The organism is Microbacterium sp. LWO13-1.2 (genome assembly GCF_038397725.1).
GTDB lineage: Bacteria > Actinomycetota > Actinomycetes > Actinomycetales > Microbacteriaceae > Microbacterium.
Map to the genome: position 1 here is coordinate 486,633 of NZ_CP151634.1, position 22,532 is coordinate 509,164.

18 protein-coding genes are annotated in these 22,532 nt (G+C 68.7%); 7 read left to right on the top strand and 11 right to left on the bottom strand.

Annotated elements, in window-relative coordinates:
- Positions 1 to 6: 6 nt before the first annotated feature.
- The 7 genes from MRBLWO13_RS02320 to MRBLWO13_RS02350 all read right to left on the bottom strand — a co-directional run bounded on the left by MRBLWO13_RS02320 (position 7) and on the right by MRBLWO13_RS02350 (position 9,545).
- A complete protein-coding gene (locus MRBLWO13_RS02320; protein WP_341976173.1) occupies positions 7 to 1,464 on the bottom strand; it encodes a cation acetate symporter in 1,458 nt (485 codons plus the stop codon).
- Positions 1,461 to 1,835: a heavy metal transporter gene (locus tag MRBLWO13_RS02325; RefSeq protein WP_341976174.1), complete on the bottom strand. Its 375-nt coding sequence runs from the start codon at positions 1,833 to 1,835 to the stop codon at positions 1,461 to 1,463. Before MRBLWO13_RS02325 ends, MRBLWO13_RS02320 begins: the two co-directional genes overlap by 4 nt.
- Positions 1,832 to 2,551, bottom strand: coding sequence for a LytTR family DNA-binding domain-containing protein (locus MRBLWO13_RS02330; RefSeq protein WP_341976175.1), 720 nt, complete (start codon positions 2,549 to 2,551; stop codon positions 1,832 to 1,834). The genes MRBLWO13_RS02325 and MRBLWO13_RS02330 overlap by 4 nt, the downstream gene beginning before the upstream one ends.
- 7 nt (positions 2,552 to 2,558) lie before the next feature.
- The gene (locus MRBLWO13_RS02335; RefSeq protein WP_341976176.1) at positions 2,559 to 3,740 is read right to left on the bottom strand and encodes a histidine kinase; all 1,182 of its coding nucleotides are present in this window, start codon (positions 3,738 to 3,740) and stop codon (positions 2,559 to 2,561) included.
- Between the two features lie 49 nt (positions 3,741 to 3,789).
- Complete coding sequence (locus MRBLWO13_RS02340) at positions 3,790 to 4,026, bottom strand: YbdD/YjiX family protein (protein ID WP_341976177.1); 237 nt, start codon at positions 4,024 to 4,026, stop codon at positions 3,790 to 3,792.
- A gap of 10 nt (positions 4,027 to 4,036) precedes the next feature.
- Complete coding sequence (locus MRBLWO13_RS02345) at positions 4,037 to 6,322, bottom strand: carbon starvation CstA family protein (RefSeq protein ID WP_341976178.1); 2,286 nt, start codon at positions 6,320 to 6,322, stop codon at positions 4,037 to 4,039.
- Between the two features lie 172 nt (positions 6,323 to 6,494).
- Complete coding sequence (locus tag MRBLWO13_RS02350; protein WP_341976179.1) at positions 6,495 to 9,545, bottom strand: S8 family serine peptidase; 3,051 nt, start codon at positions 9,543 to 9,545, stop codon at positions 6,495 to 6,497.
- A gap of 144 nt (positions 9,546 to 9,689) precedes the next feature.
- On the opposite strand from MRBLWO13_RS02350, the gene MRBLWO13_RS02355 reads away from it, so the two are divergent.
- The 5 genes from MRBLWO13_RS02355 to MRBLWO13_RS02375 all read left to right on the top strand — a co-directional run bounded on the left by MRBLWO13_RS02355 (position 9,690) and on the right by MRBLWO13_RS02375 (position 14,439).
- Positions 9,690 to 10,232 carry an ECF transporter S component gene (locus MRBLWO13_RS02355; RefSeq protein ID WP_341976180.1) on the top strand — a complete coding sequence of 181 codons (543 nt, stop codon included), beginning with the start codon at positions 9,690 to 9,692 and terminating at the stop codon, positions 10,230 to 10,232.
- A 103-nt stretch (positions 10,233 to 10,335) separates the two neighbouring features.
- Entirely contained in the window at positions 10,336 to 12,060 is a 1,725-nt protein-coding gene (locus MRBLWO13_RS02360) for an ABC transporter ATP-binding protein (protein WP_341976181.1), read from the top strand.
- Positions 12,057 to 12,869, top strand: coding sequence for an energy-coupling factor transporter transmembrane component T (locus MRBLWO13_RS02365; RefSeq protein ID WP_341976182.1), 813 nt, complete (start codon positions 12,057 to 12,059; stop codon positions 12,867 to 12,869). The genes MRBLWO13_RS02360 and MRBLWO13_RS02365 overlap by 4 nt, the downstream gene beginning before the upstream one ends.
- Positions 12,870 to 12,883: 14 nt before the next feature.
- Positions 12,884 to 13,759 (top strand): siderophore-interacting protein, encoded by an 876-nt coding sequence (locus tag MRBLWO13_RS02370; protein ID WP_341976183.1) that lies wholly within the window; start codon positions 12,884 to 12,886, stop codon positions 13,757 to 13,759.
- On the top strand, positions 13,756 to 14,439 hold the full coding sequence (locus tag MRBLWO13_RS02375; protein WP_341976184.1) for an ECF transporter S component: 684 nt from the start codon (positions 13,756 to 13,758) through the stop codon (positions 14,437 to 14,439). The genes MRBLWO13_RS02370 and MRBLWO13_RS02375 overlap by 4 nt, the downstream gene beginning before the upstream one ends.
- Before the next feature lie 217 nt (positions 14,440 to 14,656).
- Here the strand turns inward: MRBLWO13_RS02375 and MRBLWO13_RS02380 are convergent, their stop codons facing one another.
- Together MRBLWO13_RS02380 and MRBLWO13_RS02385 are read right to left on the bottom strand one after the other, a co-directional pair.
- On the bottom strand, positions 14,657 to 15,820 hold the full coding sequence (locus tag MRBLWO13_RS02380; RefSeq protein ID WP_341976185.1) for an acyl-CoA dehydrogenase family protein: 1,164 nt from the start codon (positions 15,818 to 15,820) through the stop codon (positions 14,657 to 14,659).
- A gap of 160 nt (positions 15,821 to 15,980) precedes the next feature.
- Positions 15,981 to 16,910 carry a M15 family metallopeptidase gene (locus MRBLWO13_RS02385; RefSeq protein ID WP_341976186.1) on the bottom strand — a complete coding sequence of 310 codons (930 nt, stop codon included), beginning with the start codon at positions 16,908 to 16,910 and terminating at the stop codon, positions 15,981 to 15,983.
- An 84-nt stretch (positions 16,911 to 16,994) separates the two neighbouring features.
- Here MRBLWO13_RS02385 and MRBLWO13_RS02390 point away from each other — a divergent pair, with 84 nt between their 5' ends.
- Entirely contained in the window at positions 16,995 to 18,038 is a 1,044-nt protein-coding gene (locus tag MRBLWO13_RS02390) for an Rv2578c family radical SAM protein (RefSeq protein WP_341976187.1), read from the top strand.
- Positions 18,039 to 18,084: 46 nt separating this feature from the next.
- On the top strand, positions 18,085 to 18,624 hold the full coding sequence (locus MRBLWO13_RS02395; protein ID WP_341976188.1) for a YaeQ family protein: 540 nt from the start codon (positions 18,085 to 18,087) through the stop codon (positions 18,622 to 18,624).
- Between the two features lie 24 nt (positions 18,625 to 18,648).
- On the opposite strand, the gene MRBLWO13_RS02400 is transcribed toward MRBLWO13_RS02395, so the two are convergent.
- Entirely contained in the window at positions 18,649 to 19,827 is a 1,179-nt protein-coding gene (locus tag MRBLWO13_RS02400; protein WP_341976189.1) for a PIG-L family deacetylase, read from the bottom strand.
- Positions 19,828 to 19,963: 136 nt separating this feature from the next.
- Positions 19,964 to 22,393, bottom strand: coding sequence for a DEAD/DEAH box helicase (locus MRBLWO13_RS02405; protein ID WP_341976190.1), 2,430 nt, complete (start codon positions 22,391 to 22,393; stop codon positions 19,964 to 19,966).
- Positions 22,394 to 22,532 lie beyond the last annotated feature (139 nt).

Consider the following 22,532-nt stretch of genomic DNA (forward strand, 5'->3'; position numbering starts at 1 on the left):
CGCGAATCAGCCGCGCTCCGGCGTATGCACCCGCGCAAGGAACCGGTCGGTGCGAGGCGACGGTGCCCGCGGATCGAGCAGGGACACGACGATCGTGACGACCGCGGCGAGGGGAATCGTCCACGCGGCCGGCTGCGCGAGGTACGGTGCCGCCACTCCGACTCCCCCGATCGCCGCATGCACGAGCAGCGCGAGTCCGGCCGCGAGACCCCCGGACAGCATCCCCGCCACCGCACCGCGGGCGGTGAGCCCGCGCCACCACACCCCCAACAGCACGACAGGTGACAGCGTCGACGCCGCCACGACGAAGACGACACCGACGCTGGACCCCAGTCCGGCCGGCGCCGTGAGCAACGCGACCGCGAGCGGCACCAACGCGCACAGGACGGCGGACAGGCGGAACGAGCGCACCGACCCGGAGAACACGTCCTGGCTGATCACGCCGGCGAGCGACACCACGATCCCCGCCGAAGTCGCGAGGAACGCGGCGAATGCTCCGGCCACGATGAGCGCCGTGAGCAGTTCGCCGAGCAGGCTGGGGAAGACGCGCGAGGGGAGCTGCAGCACGACGGTGTCGGCGAGACCGGGGACTGCGAGGTCGGGAGCGGCGATACGCGCCAGCAGGCCCATCGTGCTCGAAACCGCGTAGAACGCGCTCACCATGGCGATGACGATCACGGTCGTCCGTCGCGCCGACACTCCGTTCGGGCTCGTGTAGAACCGCACCAGAACGTGCGGCAGGCCCATGGTTCCGAGCAGCAGCGCGAGCAGGAGGGATGCCGTCTCATAGGCGTCGAAACCCGAGGGACCGGCCTCGGCGGGGAAGACCAGCGCAGGATCGAACTCATGCGGCCCGCCGCTCAGCGCGAAGGCGATGAAGACGACCGGCACGAGCAGCGCCGTGAGCTTGAGCCAGTACTGGAACGCCTGCACATAGGTGATCGCGCGCATGCCGCCGGCAGCCACCGCCGCCGCCACGAGCACGGCCACCGTGACCGCTCCGACCCACTCGGGTACCCCTGCCACGACGAGCAGGGTGATCCCTGCCCCGTGCAGCTGCGGCACGATGTACAGCCAGCCGATGATGAGCACCGCGATGCTCGTCACCCGTCGAGCCGCAGTCGACTCCAGTCGTGCCTCGATGAAATCGGGGATCGTGTAGGCGCCACTGCGTCGAAGCGGCGCGGCGACGAACGCGAGCACCAGCAGATACCCGGCTGCATAGCCGATGGGGAACCAGAACCCCCTGGCGCCGTCGAGCAGCACGAGCCCCGACAGGCCGAGGAACGTGCCGGCCGAGAGATACTCCCCGCTGATCGCCGACGCGTTCCAGACCGGCCGCACGGTGCGCGACGCCACGAAGAAGTCGCTCGTCGTTCGCGAGATGCGCAGTCCGTACACCCCGATGAGCAGCGTCGCCGCGACGACGAGCGCGACGCCCACCAGGTCCATGGCCGCGTTCATTCGCGAGCCAGCAGCGCACGATAGCGCCGCTCATTGCGAGCCGCGGTGCGCAGGTAGAGCACCGCGAACACGAGGATGATCGGATAGAACGCATACGCCTGGAGCAGCCACGACAGGGGAAGACCCCACACCAGGATCTGCCCGATCTCGGGAATCAAGGCGATCGTCAGCGTCAGCGCCACCACCACGAGCACGAAGCCGGCGATCGTGCCGAGCGCGAGGCGGAGCTGGCTGCGCATGAGCGCTCGAGCGTAGACGGCATCCGCCTCGTCCACCGGCGAACCGGGCAGCGCGATGCCGCGGGTCGATGTCGGCGTCCGCCGAGCGGGGAGATCGGCAGTCACCCGTACGCGCTTGGGGGTCGCCGTCATCCCGCACCCTCGCCGCGCAGGAGGGCATCACGCACCGTCGGCACCAGACGACGACTGACCGGCAGCGAAAGGTCACCGATCGACACCACGGGCTCCGCCCCGGAAAGGCGCGCCTCGGTCACCGCCAGGATGCGCACGAGCGAGGAGCGATGGATGCGGATGAACCCGGCATCCGCCCACCGGGACTCGAGCTCAGAGATCGGGATGCGCACGAGATGCCCGGCACCGTCTCCGGTGTGCAGACGCGAGTAGTCGCCCTGCGCCTGCACCCAGCGCACGTCGCTGCGCCGCACGAACCGCACGGCGGCGCCGACCGTGACAGGCACCATCTCATCGTCGCCGGCACTCGCCGCGTCGCCGATCTCGAGGACGCGATCGACGGCACCACGCAGGCGCTCCGCGCGGACCGGTTTGAGCAGGTAGTCCACGGCGCGCAACTCGAACGCCTCCACCGCTCGGGCCTCGTCGGCCGTCACGAACACCACGGCCGGTGGCCTGGCCAGAGCGAGCAGTGCACGCGCGAGCGCGGTACCGAGCAACCCGGGCATGTGGATGTCGAGGAACGCGATCTGCACGGCACGCTCGGAGAGTTGACGAAGCGCGTCCGCACCGTTTGCGGCAGTGAGGATCTCGCCGATGCGGTCGTCCGTGCGCAGCAGGTGGACGAGTTCATCGAGTGCCGGCTTCTCGTCGTCGGCGACGAGGACGTCGATCATGCGCACCTCAGTCGTTGTCCGGGTCGTGCAGCGGTTGCGATTTCGGCACCCGCATGCGCACCAGGGTACCCGCGCCGGTGTTGGTCTCGACGATCAGTCCGCTCTCGGCCCCGTAGAGCTGACGGAGGCGCGTGTCGACGTTTCGGAGTCCGACGTGCAGACCGTCATCGGCGGCGGTGAGCGTGGCGCGCAGCCCCTCCGGGTCCATGCCGACACCGTCGTCCTCCACCGAGATCTCGGTGTGCGTGCCGTCGTCACGAGACGCGATGCGGATCTCTCCTCCGCCCTCTCCCGGCTCCAGCCCGTGCCGAACGGCGTTCTCGACCAGCGGCTGCACGGAGAGGAAGGGGATCACCGTCGCGAGGGTCTCCGGGGCGATCTGCAGAGTGACCTTCAGCCGGTCGCCGAAGCGCGCGCTTTCGAGTTCGAGATAGGAGTGGATGCTGCCCAGTTCCTCGGCGAGGGTGGTGAACTCGCCCTGCCGCCGGAAGGAGTAGCGCGTGAAGTCGGCGAACTCGAGAACCAGTTCGCGAGCACGGGTGGGGTCGCTGAGGATGAATGATGCGATGGCCGTCAGCGCGTTGTAGATGAAGTGCGGCGAGATCTGCGCCCGCAGTGATCGCAACTCCGCCTCGGCCAGCTGGGTGCGCGACGCTTCCAGATCGCCGAGCTCGACCTGTGCTGCGCACCAGTCGGCGACCTCCTCGGCCGCCCGGACGAGCGCGGCCCGCACCGGTGCCGCGAACGCGACGACGGCCCCGACGGCCCGGCCTTCGACGAGGATCGGCGCACCGACGGCCTCGAGATCGTCGTCCGGCCCCGGTGAGGGGAACACCTGCCGCCGACCCGAAGCGGTGACCTGCCCGGCGATCCGGACGGCAGCCGACTCCAGCCCGTCGGAGGGCCCGTCGAATGACACGGTGCCATCGGCGCTCACGATGGCCACCGCCGCGCTGCCGAGCAGCACGCGCAGGTGACGGGCAGCCTTGACGACGGCCGGCGCCGCGAGACCCGCGCGCAGGTGGGGAGCGGCGAGGCTCGCGTGGTGCAGCGCGTCGAGTGCGGCCTGCTCGGCTTCGCTGCCGAGATCGGCCGCACCGCGCGCCAGGCGACGGGCGAGCAGCAGCAGGACTGTCAGGACGATCCCGCCGAGCACGCCGAGCACCGCAGCGAGAACGACGTCGGTCATGCCCTCAGCCTAGGCACCGCGGCATCCTGCGCCGTCACGAGCCTCGCCGTCAGCAGCAGCGCGCACCGGGATTGCGATCCTGGTCATCCATCCGCTGCCGCCAGAACTGCCGCTCCGTCATCGGCTCCTCGTCAGGATGCTGGCGCCGATGATGGGCGACGTACGTCGCATAGGCCGTGTCGCCCATCAGCGTGGTCATGTACCAGCGGATGCCGCGGCCGACCCGCCCTGCAGCACGCGCGAGCGTGCGCAGAGGGGCGGTCGCGGCATCCGTGTGGTTCGTCATCGCGTACTCATCAGTGGGTCGTCGCCTTGCGTTCCTCGGCGAGCAGCGGTTCCCACTGCTTCTCGAGCTCGCGCTCGGCCGCGTTCGGCAGGAAGCCGGCCGGAGCGAAGCGTCGCGAGGCCACCGGGGTCTCCTCGGTGTTCTCGCCGCCGCCGTTGCGGATGGCCCTGATCGTCACGATGACGGCGGCCACCATCACGATGATCGCGAGCGTCACGAAGATGATCGACAGCGTGCCCTGCACCGCCGTGTTGCGGATGACCGCGTCGAGCACCTCGGGAGCGCCCAGCGACGTATCGCCGCTGTCGCGGGCCTCGACGTACCGGAAGTGGTTCGCCCAGTATCCGATCGCCGGCACCGGGGAGGCGATCTTGTACAGCGACGCCGTGATGGTCACGACGGCGGTGAACGCGAGCGGCAGACCGATGATCCACAGCCACTTGACGTAGCTCCGGCCGCGCTTCGCGACGATGGCCAGCACCACGGCGAGCGCGATCGCTGCGAGCAGCTGGTTCGCGATGCCGAACAGCGGGAAGAACGTGTTGATGCCGCCGAGGGGGTCGGTCACGCCGAGGATGAGGATCGCTCCCCAGCCGGCCACCATGATCGCGGTGCAGATCCAGACGCCGGGGCGCCATGACACGTCGCGGAACTTCGGGAACCAGGCGCCGATCGAGTCCTGCAGCATGAAGCGGGCGACACGGGTACCGGCATCCACGGCCGTGAGGATGAAAAGGGCCTCGAACATGATCGCGAAGTGATACCAGAAGGCCATCAGCGCCTGCCCGCCGAGGGCCTGCTGCATGATGTGCGCGAGGCCGAGCGCGAGCGTCGGAGCCCCACCCGTGCGGGAGACGATCGATTCCTCGCCGACCGCCTCGGCGGTGCCCGTCAGCATCTCCGGCGTCAGGTTCACCCCGGTCAACCCGAGGGAGTTCACGAACGCGACTGCACCTTCCACCGTGCCCTGGGTCACCGCCGCCGGCGCGTTCATGGCGAAGTAGATGCCCTGGTCGATCGAGATCGCGGCGACCAGCGCCATGATCGCGACGAACGACTCCATGAGCATGCCGCCGTAGCCGATGAAGCGCGACTGGCGCTCCTTCTCGATGAGCTTCGGTGTCGTTCCCGAGGCGATCAGAGCATGGAAACCCGACAGCGCCCCGCACGCGATCGTCACGAACAGGAAGGGGAAGAGCGGACCGGCGAACACCGGCCCCATGCCGTTCTCGCCGAAGATGCTGACGGCCGGGACGGTGATCTCCGGACGCACCAGGATGATGGCGCCGGCGAGCATCACGATCACGCCGATCTTCATGAAGGTCGACAGGTAGTCGCGCGGGGCGAGCAGCAACCAGACCGGAAGCACCGCGGCGATGAAGCCGTAGATGATGATGCCCCACGCGATCGTGGTGCGGTCGAGGTGGAAGATCGCCTGACCCCAGTCGGTGCCAGCAACCCATCCGCCGCCGATGATGGCCGCCATCAGCAGCACGAACCCGATGATCGAGACCTCGGTGACCTTGCCGGGGCGCAGGTACCGCAGGTAGACGCCCATGAAGATCGCGATCGGGATGGTCATCGCCACCGAGAAGACACCCCAGGGGCTCTCCCCCAGCGCGTTGACGACGACGAGCGCGAGGATCGCGACGATGATCAGCATGATCAGGAGGGATGCCGCGATCGCGGCCGTGCCGCCGATCCTGCCGAGCTCCTGCCTGGCCATCTGGCCGATCGTGCGACCACCGCGGCGCATGGAGAAGAACAGGACCGTGTAGTCCTGCACCGCACCGGCGAGCACGACGCCGACGATGATCCAGATCGTGCCGGGGAGGTAGCCCATCTGGGCGGCGAGCACCGGGCCCACGAGCGGACCGGCGCCGGCGATGGCGGCGAAGTGGTGGCCGTAGAGCACACGGCGATCGGTGGGGACGTAGTCCTTGCCGTCCTGCTTGACCTCGGCCGGGGTGGCCCGGCGGTCGTCGGGTCGGGTGATGTACTTCTCGATCACCTTGGAGTAGAAGCGGTAGCCGATCAGGTACGTGCAGACGGCCGCGAACACGAACCAGATCGCGTTGACGGTCTCGCCGCGGACGATCGCGAGCATCGTCCAGGCCACCGCACCCAGCAGCGCGATCGCCGACCAGATGAGGATCTTGGGCCAGGTCCAGCGATTCGCCTTCTCGTGGTGCTCGTCGGTCAGGGCGACCGGGGGAAGATTCGGGTCGGTGGCGACAGGAGGTTCGTCATCGACGATCGCGGTGCCGTCGCGGCGGCCCGATGAAGGTGCAGTCATGGAGATCTCCTCGGTGTGCGCATCGTTGCGTCTCCCCACGCTAGAAAAGCGCGGGCCGCGCGCGTGAGCACTCGAGCGGATGCTGCGACGAGCGGCGCCGATCGCGCGATGAACGGGCGCGCGCAGCACAGCGCCCCGCGGTCCGTGGACCGCGGGGCGCTGTGCGAGTGGGCTACTCGGCGGCGACCGTCACGACGGTGCGCACCTCGGAGTCGCCGTACCGCACGACGCCGAGGTAGTCGGTGCCGGCGGTGAGGCCGGTCCAACTCAGCTCGTAGCTCGTCTTCTCACCGCGGACGGCCTGAATCGGATTCGGCGTCGCGGTGAACGCGCCCTCTCCGCCCGGGACGACGTTGGCGTAGGACATATCCCACGTCATCGGCCCGGTCGTCGAGTACACGTTCGCGACCACCAGATACGTTCCCGCGGTCGGTGCGACGACGGTGACCTGCTCGTCCGCCGAGCCGGTCGCCGACGCCCAGCGCTGGTGGTAGCGCAGGTCATCCGGCGACACGACCCGGAAGACCGTGAGGTCGAGATCGCTGCCTTCGTCATCCGAGGAATCGAGGTCGAACCGCGACAGCGCGGTGCCCTCCGGCACCGTCACGATCCACGACACGTCCTTGTTCTCATCGCCCGAGTTCTCGTTGCCCGAGTGCCCCTCGACAGGGTTGGCCTCGTCGACGAGCAGTTCGAACGGCGTCAGACCGGACAGGTTGAGCGGCAGGTCGCCGTCCACACCCGGCGTGATCTCGACCTCGGTCGAACCGTCGACGCCGGTGCCCGCGACCTCGGCCGGAGCATCCGCCGTCACCGGGAACACCGCGATCGGAGAACGCACCGTGTTCGAATCGCTCGACCAGGTGAGCGAGCCGGTCGCCCACTGCTCGACCGGGGCGCTCTTGTTGTCGAAGGTGACGTTGAACGTCGCCGTCTCGCCCGCGGCGCCGAACTCGAGCGTGGCCGGCTCGACGGTCACGTCGACACCGGGAACGTCGACGGATGCCGTGAACGTGCCCGCCTCGGTCGAGGTGACTGTGCGGGTCACCGTCTGCGCACTCGCCAGCGAACCGATCGAGATCGACGCGATGTTGAGGTCGCTGCCGTCGATCGGCTCGACGCCGTCGAACTCCGCGAGATCCTTGCCCTCGATGAAGGCCGCCCAGTCGGCGATGCCGTTGAGGTACAGCAGACCCGGCTCGAAGTAGCGGGTCGGGTCGACGTGACCTGCGCCCTGCTCGAAGGGGTTCGTGTTCGCCGAACCATCCGCCAGCACGGTGTCGTACGCGGTGGTCATCATCGCCGACTTCACCTCTGCAGGCGTCGCGTTCGGACGCTCGCCGAGGTACAGGGCGCCGAGGCCCGCGACGTGCGGCGACGACATCGAGGTTCCGGAGAGGATCTCGAACGTCGGATCCGCACCTGCGGCATTGTGCCCGGCCGCGAGGATCGCGACACCGGGGGCGGTGACGTCCGGCTTCATGATGTCGCTGCCGTCGGCCAGCATCGGACCGCGGCTGGAGAATCCGGCGATCTGCGGAACCGGAGTGGTCTCGCCGGTGGTGTTCTCGCCGACGAGCGTGATCGGACGGTCTGCTCCGCCCTGCACATACGCGAGCACGGCTTCGTGGTGCACCGAGGAGAGGTGCACCGTCGGCACGGCGTGGAAGTCGTTGTCGAGCGAATCCGCACCACCCGGCACGTTCACCAGCACGACGCCGATGCCGCCGGCATCCTTCACGACCTGCGACTTCTCGGCGCGCGCGTTGCCACCGCGGTCGCAGACGACGATGTGGCCGGTGACCTTCGCCGGATCGAGTGTTCCGGGGAGGCACAGCTGCGCGTCGACGGCATCCGCCGCCGCCGCGTCCCCCGCGTAGACCGAGGGGCCCTGCAGGGTGCTGCCGAAGGGCACGCTCACCGAGGCGCCGGCCTCTTCGAAGCCCTCGAACTGGACGGTTCCCTCCCAGGTCGGGATCGTGGATGCCGCCACCGTGGTGTACCACGGCGATGCATGATCAGCGGTGGCCGAGTCCGGACCGTCGTTGCCGGCGCTGACGGCGACGAACACGCCGGCAGCCGCCGCGTTCAGGAACGCGATGTCTTCGGGAGCGAGCACCGTCGAGGCTGCTCCGCCGCCGATCGAGTAGTTGATCACATCGACGCCGTCGGCGACGGCTTTGTCGATGGCGCCGACGAGATCGCTCAGCGCGCAGATGTCATCGGTGGTGACCGTGGTGTCCGGGCCGACGTAGCACGCCTTGTATGCCGCCACCTTCGCGCCGGGGGCGACACCGGAGACCTTGCCGAAATCGACACCGCCGACGGAGGCGTTCACCTTGAAGTTGCCCGCCGCGGTGCTGGCGGTGTGCGAACCGTGGCCATCGCCGTCGCGGGGCGACAGATAGTCGTACTGGAAGTCGAAGCCCGCCGCCGCGGCTCCTGCGGAGAAGTACTGGGCGCCGATGAGTTTGGTCGAGTAGTCGCCCTTGTCCCAGTCCTGGGCATCGAGCATCTCGGCCTGGAACTGGCCGCCGTCGGACTTGTCGAAGTAGACGTAGGTGCCGTCGGTATAGGGCTGGTTGCCCTTGTGGCGGTTCTGCTGCTTCTTCTGCTTCTTCAGCTTCTTGCCGTCGAAGGAGGGATGCTCCGGCGCGATGCCGGTGTCGATGACGCCGACCACGACGCCCTCGCCTGCCTTGCCGACCCCGCCGGTGTCCTCCCAGACGCCGCCGCGGCCCTTCTTGTCATCGCCGAGTCCGAGGAAATCGGTCGACGTCTGGGCATCCGGGTGACGGATCTCGTCGGGGAAGACGCCGAACACGTCCTTCGAGGTGCGCAGCTTGTCGACCTGTTCGCCGGTGAGCTCGGCGCTGAAGCCGTTGAGCACGACCTGGTAGGTGGTGTCCGGGGTGACCCCGATCTCCTCGGCGAGGCTCTTCTGCTCACCTTTCAGGTGCTTCACGTAGCGCTGAGCGTCGTCGGACTGCGCCTCGAGCTGAGCGCCGGCATCCGGCTTGGTCGCCTTGAGTCCGTTCACGTCGCCCGTGTAGCTGGCCAACGGGTCGGACTTCATCACCACGATGTAGTGCCCCGGCGTGCCGGCGACCGGAACAGGATCTGTCACCTCCTCCACGCCTGCGTATCCTGCGGTTGCCGTCGAAGCGATGAACAGCGCAGCCAGGGTTGTGGCTGCTGCCATCCGGAGTGGGGTTGAACCCATGTACTGCTCCCGGTGGTCATGATGCGGCCGGGTTGCCACATTGTCGATCAACCTAGTGCGACTCCCGGTCTCACACCAGGTGCGCCGCAGTGTCATAGACGAACGTCCAGCCCCCGTGACTTTCGTCGCCAGTAGGCTGAGAAAGTGACCCGCACCTCCACCCTGTCGACGCGAGTGCTGCTCGTCTGTGCGGCGATCGGAGTCGCGACCGGAATCCTCGGCGGGATCGCCGGTTGGCTGACGATCCCCGTCCTGCTGGGACCGTTCTTCCTCTACGGCCTGGTGCTCGGTTCGCACGTGCTGCCGGGGATCATCGCGCAGGAGGTGCTCCGCCAGCCGTTCGTGGCGATCGTCACGCATGTCGTCGCAGCTCTCATCGCGAGCGCGTTCAACCCGGCGTGGACGCTGCGCTTCCTCGGCACCGCGCTCCTGTTCGGCGCCATCCAGGAGGGTGTCGCCGCCCTCACCCGGTACCGATCCTGGGGTCCGTGGCGGTTCTTCATCTCCGCGGCCGTGATCGGCGTGCTCGTCGCCGTCGTCGTCTACTTCGCCGCGCACCTCGCCGTGATGGCGCCGTGGGCGCAGATCCTGTACCTGACGATCTCGGTCCTCGGTCCGATCGCCTGGACGGCCGTCGGCCTGGGGATCGGCTCGGCGCTGCGCCGCGCCGGCGTGGCACGGCGCTGACGAACGCGGAGCGGTGAACGCCGGCATCCACCGCCGGATGGCGAATCAGGTAAGGCTAGGCTAAGTTAAGAGGGTATTCGACCCGCCTACCCGAGGTTCCGCCGTGCGCTCATCCGCGCCTCTGCTTCGCGTGCGTGACCTCACCCTCACTCACGTGGATGCGGCGTTCCCCTCCCCCCGTGAGGTGAACCTCGACATCCACCCTGGCGAGGTCGTCCTGCTGCTCGGCCCATCCGGCTCGGGCAAATCGACATTCACGCTCGCGCTGAACGGACTCATCCCGCACGCGCTGCCGACGAGCATGTCCGGCACGGTCGAGGCCGGCGGGCTCGACACCACGACCACACCGACGGCGATGCTCAGCACCCGGGTCGGCATGGTCTTCCAGGACCCCGACGCGCAGATCGTCACCGGAAGCGTCTACGACGAGGTGGCCTTCGGCCCGGAGAACCTGCTGCTGCCGGTCGCAGAGGTGCATCGGCGATCCGAGGAGGCCCTGCGCCGGGTGGGGCTCTGGGATCGTCGCGCGGACAACCCCGACCGGCTCTCCGGCGGTGGCCGCCAACGCCTCGCGATCGCCTGCGCACTCGCTCTGGGTTCGCCGTTGATCGTGCTCGACGAGCCGACGGCCAACCTCGACACGCAGGGCATCGACGACGTCTACGCCGCTCTCGCCGACGTCGTGGCCGAGGGCGATCGGGCCATCCTGCTCGTCGAGCACAACCTGGATGCGGCGATGGAGCTCGTCACCCGGACGATCGTTCTCGATCGCACGGGCCGCGTCGCGTTCGACGGCCCCGCGGCCGAGATCATCCGCGCGCACACCGACGAGTTGATCGAGATGGGTGTGTGGCTCCCGGCCGCGACCCTCGCCGCGCGGCGGCTGGAAGCGGACGGCATCCGCCTCGACCCGCTCCCGGTCACGCCGGAACAGCTGGCCGAGGCGCTGGGCACGGTACAGATGCATGCCCAAAGCACGGATGCAGGTCGAAACGCGCCCGAATCGACCGACATCCGTACTTTCGCCCGACAGGTGCACCCCGGCGATGCGGGCGAGGGCGACTCGATCGTCCGAGCCCGCGGTCTCACCGTTCGACGGCACCGCACCGAGATCCTCCACGGCATCGATCTCGACATCCCCACCGGCAGCCTCACCGCGATCGTCGGTGCGAACGGCGCAGGCAAGACGACGCTGATCCAGGCGCTGGCCGGCGTCGTCCCGCCGCCGAGGCATCAGGTCGTCGTCGACGGTCTCGACGCCGGCTCCGCCTCCCCGCGGGATCTCGCCGCCCGCATCGGCTTCGTCTTCCAGAATCCCGAACATCAGTTCATCGCGCACACGGTGTTCGACGAGCTCGCCCACGGCCTGCGGCTGCGGCACACGCCGGATGCCGAGGTCGCAGAGCGCGTCCACGAGATGCTCGAGCGCTTCGGACTCGAAGCCAAGACCGACGTGCATCCGTTCCTGCTGTCCGGCGGCGAGAAGCGCCGACTCTCGGTGGGCACGGCCCTGATCGCTCGGCCGCGTGTGCTCGCCCTCGACGAGCCGACCTTCGGCCAGGACAGGGCCCGCGCATCCGAAATGCTCACGCTGCTGGAGTCCCTGCGCGAATCGGGCACGACGATCGTGCTCGTCACCCATGACCTGCAGCTCGTCGCCGACCACACGACGCACACCGTCGTGCTCGCCGAGGGGCGCGTGCACGCGGCAGGCTCGACGGGAGATCTCTTCCGCGACGAGGCGTTGTTCGCCGACGCGGGTCTTCGCCTGCCCGCGCTGCACCGGATGCTGCCGCCCGCGCTGCGCGGAAGGATCCGCGAGACATGACGACCACGACCGTCATCGACCCGTACGCCGCCGCGGCGCCCGCATCACGCCGGCAGTTCCTGCACGGCCTGAATCCGCTCTCGAAGGTCATCGGCGTCGCGCCGGCCATGGTGGCGCTGGTCTTCGTCCGCGACATGACCACCCCGACCGCGTTCCTCGTCGTCGCCTACGCACTGATCCTGGTCGGCGCCCGGCTCACTCGGCGTACCGCGGCGCTGCTGCTTCTCGCGCTGCCGGTCGGCGTGACGGCCATCGGCATCGGATTCTCGCTATGGGTGGATGCGGCACGCGTCGACGACACCGCCCCCGTCCTGCAGCTCGGCGGTTGGACCCTGTTCGCCGGCGCGCTCGACATCGGCTTCGCGACCGGTCTGCGGCTCGGCGCGATCCTCGCGCTCGCCCTCATCGGCGGCCTCACCACGACCGGCCCCGACCTGGTGCGCGCGAGCGGGCAGCAGCTGCGCGTGCCGTACCGGATCGGATACACCGCACTGGCGGCGTTCCGGTTCGTCCCCCGCTTCGGTCACGAGCTCGCGGTGATCCGTGCCGCGCATCGCGTGCGCGGCCATCACGGTGGGAGCGGCCCCTTCTCGCGCATCGCCCGCGGCTGGGGCTACATCGTGCCGCTGCTGGCCGGCGCGATCCGGCACGCGGAGCGCGTCGCACTCGCCATGGACTCCCGCGCGTTCGGAGCCCACCCCACCCGCACCGAGCGCCACCTCGTGCCGTTCCGCACACGCGATTGGATCTTCATCGCACTGTGCCTGGCGGCATCCGCCCTCATCTTCATCCTCACCTTCAGCTTTTGAGAGAAAGGCGCCCCATGGCGTTCAGCAAGCTCGTCAAGCCCGAGTCGTCGGAGCTCATCCACCTCACCGTGCTGCGCTCGGAACGACTTTCACCGCACTGGATGCGGATCACGTTCGGCGAGGGCGAGATCGCGAAGTTCCGCCCGATGGGCTTCGACCAGTGGTTCCGGCTGTTCCTGCCGATCGCGGGAGAAGCAGGGCTCGAGCGGGTTCCGGCGAAGGCCAACAAGATGTTCGGTTACTTGAAGTTCCTGCGCATCCCGGATGATGAGCGCCCGGTGATGCGCAACTACACGGTGCGCGCCTACCGGCCTGCCGTGGGCGACCAGGGCGCGGAGATCGACGTCGACTTCGTGCTGCACGGGTCGGCCGCCGACGGCACTGCCGGCCCGGCATCACGCTGGGCCGAGACCTGCCAGCCGGGAGAGCACGTGCTGATCATCGACGAGGGCCTGACGTTCAATCCGCAGCGCGGGACAGACCGGGTCGTGCTCGTGGGCGATGAGACCGCACTGCCCGCCATCGCATCCATCTGCGCCTCCCTTCCCGCCGACGCCACCGGAACGGCGATCATCGAGGTGCCGTCCGACGACGACGCGCTCGAATTCCCGCATCCCTCCGGAGTCGAGGTGAGCTGGGTCGTGCGCGCGCATGATCAGCAGCCCGGCACGGTCGCACTGGCGCGGCTCCGGGAGACCGAACTCCCGGAAGCACCGTTCCACACCTACGGCGCCGGTGAGCAGGCTCTCGCCTCCGGCGTGCGCAAGCATCTCGTCGGCGAGCGCGACGTCGACAAGAACCTGGTCAGCTTCTGCGGGTACTGGAAGATCGGCGCCGCATCCCCGGCATCCAAGGCCGCACGCGAGGCCGCAGCGGAGCCCCTCGCATGAGTGGGACGGATGCGGGGAATGCAGCGGCCGACCGCGATGCGGCATCCGAGACGAATCCCTATGTCGGTGCGACGTCAGAAACGCATCCGGCAGCCCCGTCCGGGGTGCCTTCTCGACCTCGCACGGGAGCAGCGGGCCGATTCCGCCTGCCGACCGCGATCCTGCTGACCTGCGCGGCGCTCGGGGTGGCCGGCGCGCTGCTGCTCGCCCCGGCGAACTGGATCTCGACCCTGATGTTCGCTGGGTTGCCGTTCGTGAGCGTCGCGCTGGCCGGGCTCTGGCTGCTGCCGTCGGTGATCGCCCTCCGGCTGCTCAAGCGCCCGCTGGTCGGACTGCTCGTCGGCCTTCTCGCCGGGCTCATCCTCGTGCCGTTCTCCGGATACGGCTTCCGCAGCGTGCTCACGAACCTGTGGTGGGCGGCGTTCACCGAGCTGCCGTTCCTGTTCGTGATCTGGCGCTACTGGGGCACGTGGCTGCACTACCTCGGCGCGGTCATCGTCGGCATCGTCTATCCGGTGCTGGCCTGGGCGTCGTTCGACCTCGGCGCGATGAGCACCGGCGTGCAGGTGGCGTTCTTCGCCCTCACGCTGGCGAGCTGCGTCGGCGCCACTGCCCTCGGCATCCTCATCGCCGATCGCCTGCGCACGGCCGGAGTCGGCGGGCGCGCTCGGCGAGCCTGAGTCACCCGCCAGGCCGGGCCCCGCCCTGGTGGGTCCTCGCCCGCGCACACTTCGGGGAGTCTCGGCGACACGCCGCACAGCGGCATCCCCCACTGGGGTGTCGCGAGGCGACTCCGAAGCTGTGCCCGCATCGAAGGGACGACTCAGAAGTCGTTCACCACGGCGAAATGAACGAGGGCCCCGGATGCGGCATCCGGGGCCCTCGTGAAACGTGACGTCAGCGCTTGCCGACGATCTGGCGACCGACGAGGTCGCGCATGATCTCGTTGGTGCCGCCGTAGATGCGGTGCACGCGGGCATCGGTGAAGGCCCGCGCGATCGGGTACTCCATGATGTAGCCGTAGCCGCCGTGCAGCTGCACGCCGGTGTCGAGCACCTCCCACTCGCGCTCCGTCGCCCAGAACTTGACCTTCGCCGCGTCTTCCGCGGTGAGCTTCTTGTCCTTGTACGCGAGCAGTGCGCGGTCGATGTAGGCCCACATCGCGTCAGTGGTCGCCGACATGTCAGCGAGCCGGAAGCGCGTGTTCTGGAAGTCGGCGATGCGCTCGCCGAACGCCTCGCGGTCCTTCGTGTAGGCCACGGTCCAGTCCAGGGCCGCCTGCGCGGCCGCCGCTGCGGCGACGCCGATCGACAGGCGCTCAAGGGGCAGGTTCAGCATCAGCTGGATGAAACCCTGACCCTCCTTGCCGCTGATCAGGTTCTCGTCGGGGACGAACACGTCGGTGAAGCTGAGCTCGGCGGTGTCCCAGCCGTGGAAGCCCATCTTGCTGAGCTTCTTGCCCTGGTCGAAGCCCTCCATGCCCTTCTCGACGAGCAGCAGGCTGAACGCGTCGGGGCGGTTGCCCTCTCCGGTCTTCACGAAGGTCACGACCACGTCGGCCGTCGTGCCAGACGAGATGAACGTCTTCGCGCCGTTGAGGATGTAGCCGCCGTCGACCTTCTTCGCGTTGGTCTTGATGCCGCGGAGGTCGGAACCGGCACCCGGATCGGTCATGGCGAGTGCGCCGAGCACCTCACCGGTCGCCATGCGGGGCAGCCACTTCTCCTTCTGCTCCTGCGTGCCCATGTGCACGAGGTAGGGAACGGCCAGGTCGTCCTGGATGCCGAAGGCCCCCGCGAGCGAGCCGGCGCCGGCCGCGATGACCTCCTCCATCACGATCGTGCGGAAGCGGTAATCCTGCAGCATTCCCGCGCCGCCGAACTCCTCCGGAACGGAGAGTCCGATCAGGCCGGCTTCGCCGGCTGCGAGCATGGTCGCGCGGTCGATCTCACCCGCGGCATCCCACTTCTCGATCGCCGCGTTGTTCACGTGGCGCTTGACGAAATCCTTGACGAGGTCGCGAAAAGCCTCGTGGTCCTCTTCATAGATGTCGCGTTCCATGCCGTCCTCCTGAACGTTCGTGCGTCATTGCTCCGGCGATTCTATGTCGGTACGCCGCAGGGAAGACAGCCATTGTGAGAATGCATCCCACAATTCATGAGACTGGGTACCGCGATTGTGGGAAGCCGCCAGCCGCGCTCATCGAGCTCCGTATCGCGACTCAGTGCGGGTAGTCGGGAGCAGCCGGCAGGCCGAAGAACTCCTCGAGCGTGTGGAAGCCGCCGTCGTGATAGGCGGCCGCGAGGTCCACCCCGATGTAGCGGATATGCCAGGGCTCGGGCTCGTAGCCCGTCGCCCCGGTGCCGACCGTCTCGTACCGGACGATGAATCCGTGCTCCCAGCCGTGCGCCGCCACCCAGTCGCTCTGCGGGGTACCACCGAAACCGTCGATCCCCCCGCAGCCGCCTCCACAGGCGACGACATCGAGCGCGAGTCCGGTCTGGTGCTCACTGTGTCCGGGGCGAGCCGATCCGGCATCCGCCTCGGCCTGCCCCAGGTCCTCCACGTACGACTCGTATGTGGCCACCTGCAGCCCGTAGGAGCGGTATCCGTTGTTCGCCCCGAGCTGCCCCACTCCGGCAGCATCCGCGGCCTGGGCCAGCTCCCCCGCGGCCGCAGCCACTTCGGGCCGCACCTGATTCGCGCTCGTCGTCGTCTGCATCGGCAGCGGCTCCAGCACCGGCGGGGCGTAATCCATCGGCACGAGAGGTCGTGCCTTGTTCACGACGACCCAGCTGTGCGCAGGATCGTCGAGGGCGATGCACGGCGCGTTGCCGGCGACCACAGCGGCGCGGAAGCTCTCGCCGCCGCCGAATCCTGCGACCGTCGCCGCGTCGTCTCCCGCCGCCAGCGCCTGCTGAACCGCCGGGTCCGCGCACGGATCGACCGCCGGTGTCGCTCCGACGTCGACCGCCGGCACCTCCAGCACGGCCAAGGGCTCCGGTTGCACGGCCGCAGACGTCGACGCATCGGAAGCGCCGGCCAAGGAGAGCAGCACGCCGAGCGCGGTGATCGCGAGACCGATGGGCAGAGCAGGTCCGTGGATCGGGGATCGCGACTCCGCATGCTGTGGCTGCGGGGCGGCGTACATCCCTCCATTGTCCCCCATCCTCACTGATCGAACATAAATCCCCTTTCGGCTTGACACTCATTCGTTCATATGTTCGCATAGAGTATGCGCTGGCAGGGACAGAAGGTCGGAGATGTGGATGCCGCCGCCCTGCCAGGAATGGAAGATCGCTCCAGCGTCCTCCGCTCGGTGACCACGCCCGAGTTCGCCGGGATGACGTTCCACGAGGTGCTCAGCAAGTCGGCGCTCAACCGCGTGCCCGGTGCCTCGCGGATGCCGTTCAGCTGGACGATCAATCCCTATCGTGGGTGCAGTCATGCGTGCGTTTATTGCTTCGCCCGCGGCACGCACGAGTACCTCGACCTCGACGGCGGCGGGGACTTCGATTCGCAGATCGTCGTGAAGGTCAACGTCGCCGAAGTGTTGGAGAAGGAGCTCCGTCGCGGCAGCTGGGATCATGAGCTGGTCGCCCTGGGGACGAACACCGACCCATATCAGCGCGCTGAGGGCCGTTACCAGCTGATGCCCGGGATCATCGAGACGCTCGCCGCCTCGGGCACGCCGTTCTCGGTGTTGACCAAGGGCACCTTGATCCGGCGCGACATCCCCTTGCTCGTAAAGGCCGCGCAGCGCGTACCCGTCGACGTGCAGATGTCCATCGCCATGTACGACGATGAGCTCCAGAAGGCGATCGAGCCCGGCACGCCCAGCACCCAGGCGCGTCTGGACACCGTGCGGGCGCTCGCGGACGCCGGGTTCCGGGTCGGGGTCTTCCTGATGCCGATCCTGCCGCACCTCACCGACTCGGTCGCGGCGATCAATGAGGCGCTCCAGCGCATCAAGGCGTCCGGCGCCGCCTACGTCATCTACGGCGCCCTCCACCTGCGTCCGGGCGTGAAGCCCTGGTTCATCCAGTGGCTGGGCGAGTTCCGTCCTGACCTCCTCTCGTCCTACCGGGCGCTCTACCCGGGTACGGCATCCGTCGCCCCGAAGGCGTACCGGCAGTGGCTCGCGAAACGCACCCGCCCTCTCATCCGCGCGCATGGCCTGGACGGTCGTGACGAGGATGACGTCACTCCACCGCGACGGATGTCGGCTCGCCCCGCGCCGGTTGCAGCACCCGCTCCTGCGCCGGCGATGCTGTTCTGATGACCGTGGGTTTGCAGAGGGTGGTGAGCGCGTAGGCTCGACGGTTATGGCCATCGGCGCAATGATCCACACCTTCACCGTGCAACTCGCCGATATGGACCGCGGCGTCTACGACGACTTCACGCTCCGCGTGGCACGGCATCCCTCCGAGACGGATGCGTACATGCTCACTCGTGTGCTGGCCTACTGCCTGGAGTACGGCGAGGGGATCACCTTCGGCGACGGCATCTCGTCCACCGAGGAGCCCGCCGTGCTGGTGCGTGATCTCACCGGCCGGATCCTCACCTGGATCGAGGTCGGAGCCCCGGATGCCGAACGGCTGCACTACGGCAGCAAACTCGCCGAGCGCACCACCGTCTACACCCACCGTGATCCGGCGAAGGTGATGGCACCGTGGGTCGGGAAGCGCATCCATCAGTCTGACGCGCTCACCCTGCACAGTTTCGACCCGGGCTTCATCGACTCCGCCGTCGGCGTGCTCGAGCGGCGCAACACCCTCACGCTCTCGGTCACGGAACGAGAGCTGTACCTCGACCTGAACGGGACGACGCTGACCTCTGCGGTCCACGAGCACCGACTCGACTAGAGCGCGGCGACAGGCGTCTTCGGCTCAGCGAGCGACGTCCGCATCCGGAACCAGGTACTGCCGCTGCAGCCAGGCACCGAACTTCCGCACGTTCAGGCAACTTTCGGCCGTCGAGCACTTCAACACCGAGTCGTGGGAGGCGTACGCAGCAAAGGCCTCGAGCTTGCGCTGCAGCTCGTCGCCCCCGAGGTTCACGCCGTTCCACTCGCTGGGGTACCCGACGGCGTACTGGACCTTCGCGCTCTCGACCACCCCCCGATCGACGAGGTTCGCGACCAGGGTGCCGGTGGCGGAGTGGTCAGGGTGGTCGCCATGCGCCAGCGGAGACACAGCAGGCATGTGGGCGAGCACCGCCTGCGGCGCATACGCGGTCACCACTTCGGCGACGGTGGCTTCCAGCGCCGCAAGCGTGACCTGCTGGCCGGTGTCGATCGTCGTTATCGCTTCGAGCGCCCCGGAGAGGAGCTGGGGCAGCGCCTGGTTGCCGGTGGCGCTGAAACCACTCGAGTCCAGGCCCCCGTCCGGCAGCCGCACGAACAGCAACGCGACGCGAGCATCACCGACGGGCGAGGTCGTGGTGATCGTCAGACCGCTGCGCAGCCCGACCGTCATATCGGCCCACTCGCCCTCGGCGCCGCGGATGACGTCATACGCCGCCCGGATGCCCCGCTCTCGGTTCGCTGCGTACTCCGGGCCCTTTCCGGCGTCGGAGCCCGTGATGAAGAGCGTCCGGATGCACTGGCCTGCGGCCAGCGCGTTCGGGATCGTCGGGCTGCCGAAGATCAGGTCATCGTCGTAGTGCGCCCACACCGTGACCGTCGCCGCGGAGGCACAGGGCGCCGTGTACTGCAGGGGTGAGACGAAGGTCGCCGGCTGCGCAGGAGCCTGCGTGACCAGAGCGATCAGGCCGCACTGCGCCGTGGCGGCCATGAAATCGATGGCGTTCGCCGCGGACTCGGGGAGTTCGCTCAGCACGTCGGCGGCGACCGTCGCGGGGCACTGCTGCTCGGTGATCTCGGCGATGCGCGCCGCGGTCAAGGAGTTCGCGGGCGGTGTGGGCGTCGGCGTGGAGGTCGCGGTCGATGTCGGTTCCGCCGTCGGCGGCGCGACACACGCAGCGAGCAGCGAGGCGAGGACTGCGGTGATCAGAACGGCTCCGGCAGCGCGCCTCCGCGCGCGTGCACTCGGTCGAAACACGATCATTCATAACCCCCCGGTCGACTGTCACTGCGCACATGATCGACGACGCACGGGAAGGCGATCAACGTTCTGGGGGCAGCCGTCGGCCACCCCCAGAACTCCTAGCCATATTCTTAGCAGATCAGCGCGTCCTGATAGGTCACGCCGTGAGGTCGGCCGCGCTCGGCGCCCGACCGGTGATCTCCTCGAGGATGTCGTCATCGATGCGCGCGTTCTCGAACGGCGCGTCGATCTCTGCACGATCGAGCAGTTCCGTCATCCGGCGCTGACGCTGGCGTGTGATCAGCGTGACCACTCGGCCGGAGCGGCCAGCGCGGCCAGTACGGCCGGAGCGGTGCAGGTACGTCTTGTACTCGTCCGGAGCATCCGCCTGCACGACCAGGTCGATGTCGTCGACGTGGATGCCGCGAGCCGCGACGTCGGTCGCGACCAGAACATTCACGCGACCCGAGGTGAGACGCTCGAGGTTGCGCGTGCGCTTGGCCTGGTTGAGGTCTCCGTGCAGCGAAACCGCGGGAATCCCCGCGTCGTCGAACTGCTCGGCGAGCATGTCGGCGTAGGCGCGAGTACGGGCGAAGACCAGCGTCTTGCCTGCACGGTCGACGAGCGAGGTGAGGATCTCGGCCTTGTCGCGGTGCTCGATCACGAGCACGCGGTGCTCGATCGTGCTGGAGTCCTGGTCCTCACCGGCGACCTCGAAGACGGCCGGGTCCACCAGGAATTCGTCGACGAGAGCTGCGACCTCGCGGTCGAGCGTCGCCGAGAAGAGCAGCTTCTGGCTGCCCTCGGCGGTGTGCCGGAGGATGCGCTGCACAGGCTCGACGAAGCCGAGCTCGCACATGTGGTCGGCCTCGTCGAGCACCGCGATGCGGCAGTCTGAGAGGTCGAGCTTGCCCTGGTTGATGAGGTCTTCGACGCGACCGGGGGTGCCGATGATGATGTCGACGCCCTTCTTCAGCGCGCCCACCTGACGACCCTGCGGCACGCCGCCGTAGATCTGCGTGGTGAACAGGCCGACGCTGCGGGCGATCGGCTGAATGGTGCGGTCGATCTGCAGAGCGAGCTCGCGCGTCGGAGCGAGGATGATCGCGCGCGGGGAGCGACCGAACTCGCGGCGCTTGCCGGCCTGCGACTTCAGGACGTTCTCGACGAGCGGCGCACCGAACGCGATGGTCTTGCCCGAGCCGGTGCGGCCACGAGCGAGCACGTCACGGCCCTCGAGGACCGCGGGAATGCTGGCGGCCTGGATAGCGAACGGTGAGGCGGCGCCCATGTTGTTCAGCGTCTCGACGATGTTCGAGCCGAGGCCGAGGTCTCCGAAGCTCACGCCGTCGACGGCGACAGCCTCGATGGACTGCGCCTCGAGACGCTCGTGCACGACGTCCTCGGTCTGCTCGGTCTTCGCCTTGGACGACTTGTCCCAGTTGTCGCGGGTGGGACGGTCCTCGCGGCGCGGGCGGTCGTTGGAGTCGCGACGCGGGCGGTCGCTCGCGTCACGACGCGGGCGGTCGTCACGGTCGAATCGCGGGCGCTCGGCGGAGGTGCGATCGAACCGCGGGCGGTCAGAGCCGCGATCGTCGCGGCGCGGACGCTCGTCACGATCGAAACGCGGACGCTCGGTCGCGTCACGACGCGGACGCTCGTCACGATCGAAACGCGGACGGTCGGTGCGGTAGGCGCCGCCCGTCGACGGGCGGGTGCGCTCGCCACCGCGGTCATCGCGGTTCGGGCGGGCATCGCGGTCGAAGCGCGGACGGCCTGCGGCGTCGCGGTGTGCTCCGGATCCGGTCGACGGGCGGGGACGCTCGTCGCGGCTGTCGTCGAAGGAACGGTTCAGTCGATCACGATCGAAGGCGCGGCGTGCGCGATCGCCGTCGAAGGAACGGTTCGGACGCTCGTCACGATCGGACCGCGGACGCTCGGACGCGTTCCGGTCGAAACGGGGGCGATCGGAGCCGCCGCCGCGGTAGTTCCCGGTTCCGGTCGACGGGCGCTGCCCGCGGTCCTGACCGGCACGGTCATCGCGGTAGGTGCCTGCACCGGTCGGACGCTCGGTCGAGTTCCGCTCGAAACGCTGGCGGGCATCGCCACTGCTGCGGTACGAACCCGCGCCGCGGTCGTCACGGCGGGGGCGGTCGTCGAAACGACGGGCCGACCCGGCGGCAGGACGGTCGGTGTAACGCGGACGGTCGGCGCCGCCGGACGTGCGCGGACGCTCATCGCGGTGATGCGGGGCCTCGCGGCGTCCCGACTCGGCGCGATTGCGGATGCCGCGTGCCTCGTCGCGGCCGGCGCGCTCCTGCGCGCTCCAGCGCTGCTTCGGCGCACCCGACTCCGCCTCGACGGGGCGGTGTCCACGGTGGCCGGCGCTGCGGCTGCCCGGACGGCGGTCGTAGCCGCCGGCTGCGGGAGAGGAGCGGCGTTCGGTGGAATCCGCTCGGCCTCCACGCTCGCCGTCCGACGACGGTGCGCCGTGGTGACGGTCGTGGAAGGAAGTCTTCTTCGCGGCGAAACGCGGCTCGAAGTTACGGGCGGGCCGGCCGCCCTGGGGCTTCTTGTTCTTGGGCATTGATGCAGTCCTTCTGGGTTCTCGCACGAGAACAGCGCTGCGCGCACGCGCGAGCACCCAGCGCCTCATCAAAGATCAAGACAAAAGCTCGGGGTCCGGACTGTCAGCGGCCGGGGCCATTCATGTGATGGTTGATTTG

Coding starts and splice junctions, on each gene's coding strand:
- MRBLWO13_RS02320 (WP_341976173.1), bottom strand. CDS start 1,464: ATGAACGCGGCCATGGACCTGGTGGGCGTCGCGCTCGTCGTCGCGGCG.
- MRBLWO13_RS02325 (WP_341976174.1), bottom strand. CDS start 1,835: ATGACGGCGACCCCCAAGCGCGTACGGGTGACTGCCGATCTCCCCGCT.
- MRBLWO13_RS02330 (WP_341976175.1), bottom strand. CDS start 2,551: ATGATCGACGTCCTCGTCGCCGACGACGAGAAGCCGGCACTCGATGAA.
- MRBLWO13_RS02335 (WP_341976176.1), bottom strand. CDS start 3,740: ATGACCGACGTCGTTCTCGCTGCGGTGCTCGGCGTGCTCGGCGGGATC.
- MRBLWO13_RS02340 (WP_341976177.1), bottom strand. CDS start 4,026: ATGACGAACCACACGGATGCCGCGACCGCCCCTCTGCGCACGCTCGCG.
- MRBLWO13_RS02345 (WP_341976178.1), bottom strand. CDS start 6,322: ATGACTGCACCTTCATCGGGCCGCCGCGACGGCACCGCGATCGTCGAT.
- MRBLWO13_RS02350 (WP_341976179.1), bottom strand. CDS start 9,545: ATGGGTTCAACCCCACTCCGGATGGCAGCAGCCACAACCCTGGCTGCG.
- MRBLWO13_RS02365 (WP_341976182.1), top strand. CDS start 12,057: ATGACGACCACGACCGTCATCGACCCGTACGCCGCCGCGGCGCCCGCA.
- MRBLWO13_RS02370 (WP_341976183.1), top strand. CDS start 12,884: ATGGCGTTCAGCAAGCTCGTCAAGCCCGAGTCGTCGGAGCTCATCCAC.
- MRBLWO13_RS02375 (WP_341976184.1), top strand. CDS start 13,756: ATGAGTGGGACGGATGCGGGGAATGCAGCGGCCGACCGCGATGCGGCA.
- MRBLWO13_RS02380 (WP_341976185.1), bottom strand. CDS start 15,820: ATGGAACGCGACATCTATGAAGAGGACCACGAGGCTTTTCGCGACCTC.
- MRBLWO13_RS02385 (WP_341976186.1), bottom strand. CDS start 16,910: ATGTACGCCGCCCCGCAGCCACAGCATGCGGAGTCGCGATCCCCGATC.
- MRBLWO13_RS02390 (WP_341976187.1), top strand. CDS start 16,995: ATGCGCTGGCAGGGACAGAAGGTCGGAGATGTGGATGCCGCCGCCCTG.
- MRBLWO13_RS02395 (WP_341976188.1), top strand. CDS start 18,085: ATGGCCATCGGCGCAATGATCCACACCTTCACCGTGCAACTCGCCGAT.
- MRBLWO13_RS02400 (WP_341976189.1), bottom strand. CDS start 19,827: ATGATCGTGTTTCGACCGAGTGCACGCGCGCGGAGGCGCGCTGCCGGA.
- MRBLWO13_RS02405 (WP_341976190.1), bottom strand. CDS start 22,393: ATGCCCAAGAACAAGAAGCCCCAGGGCGGCCGGCCCGCCCGTAACTTC.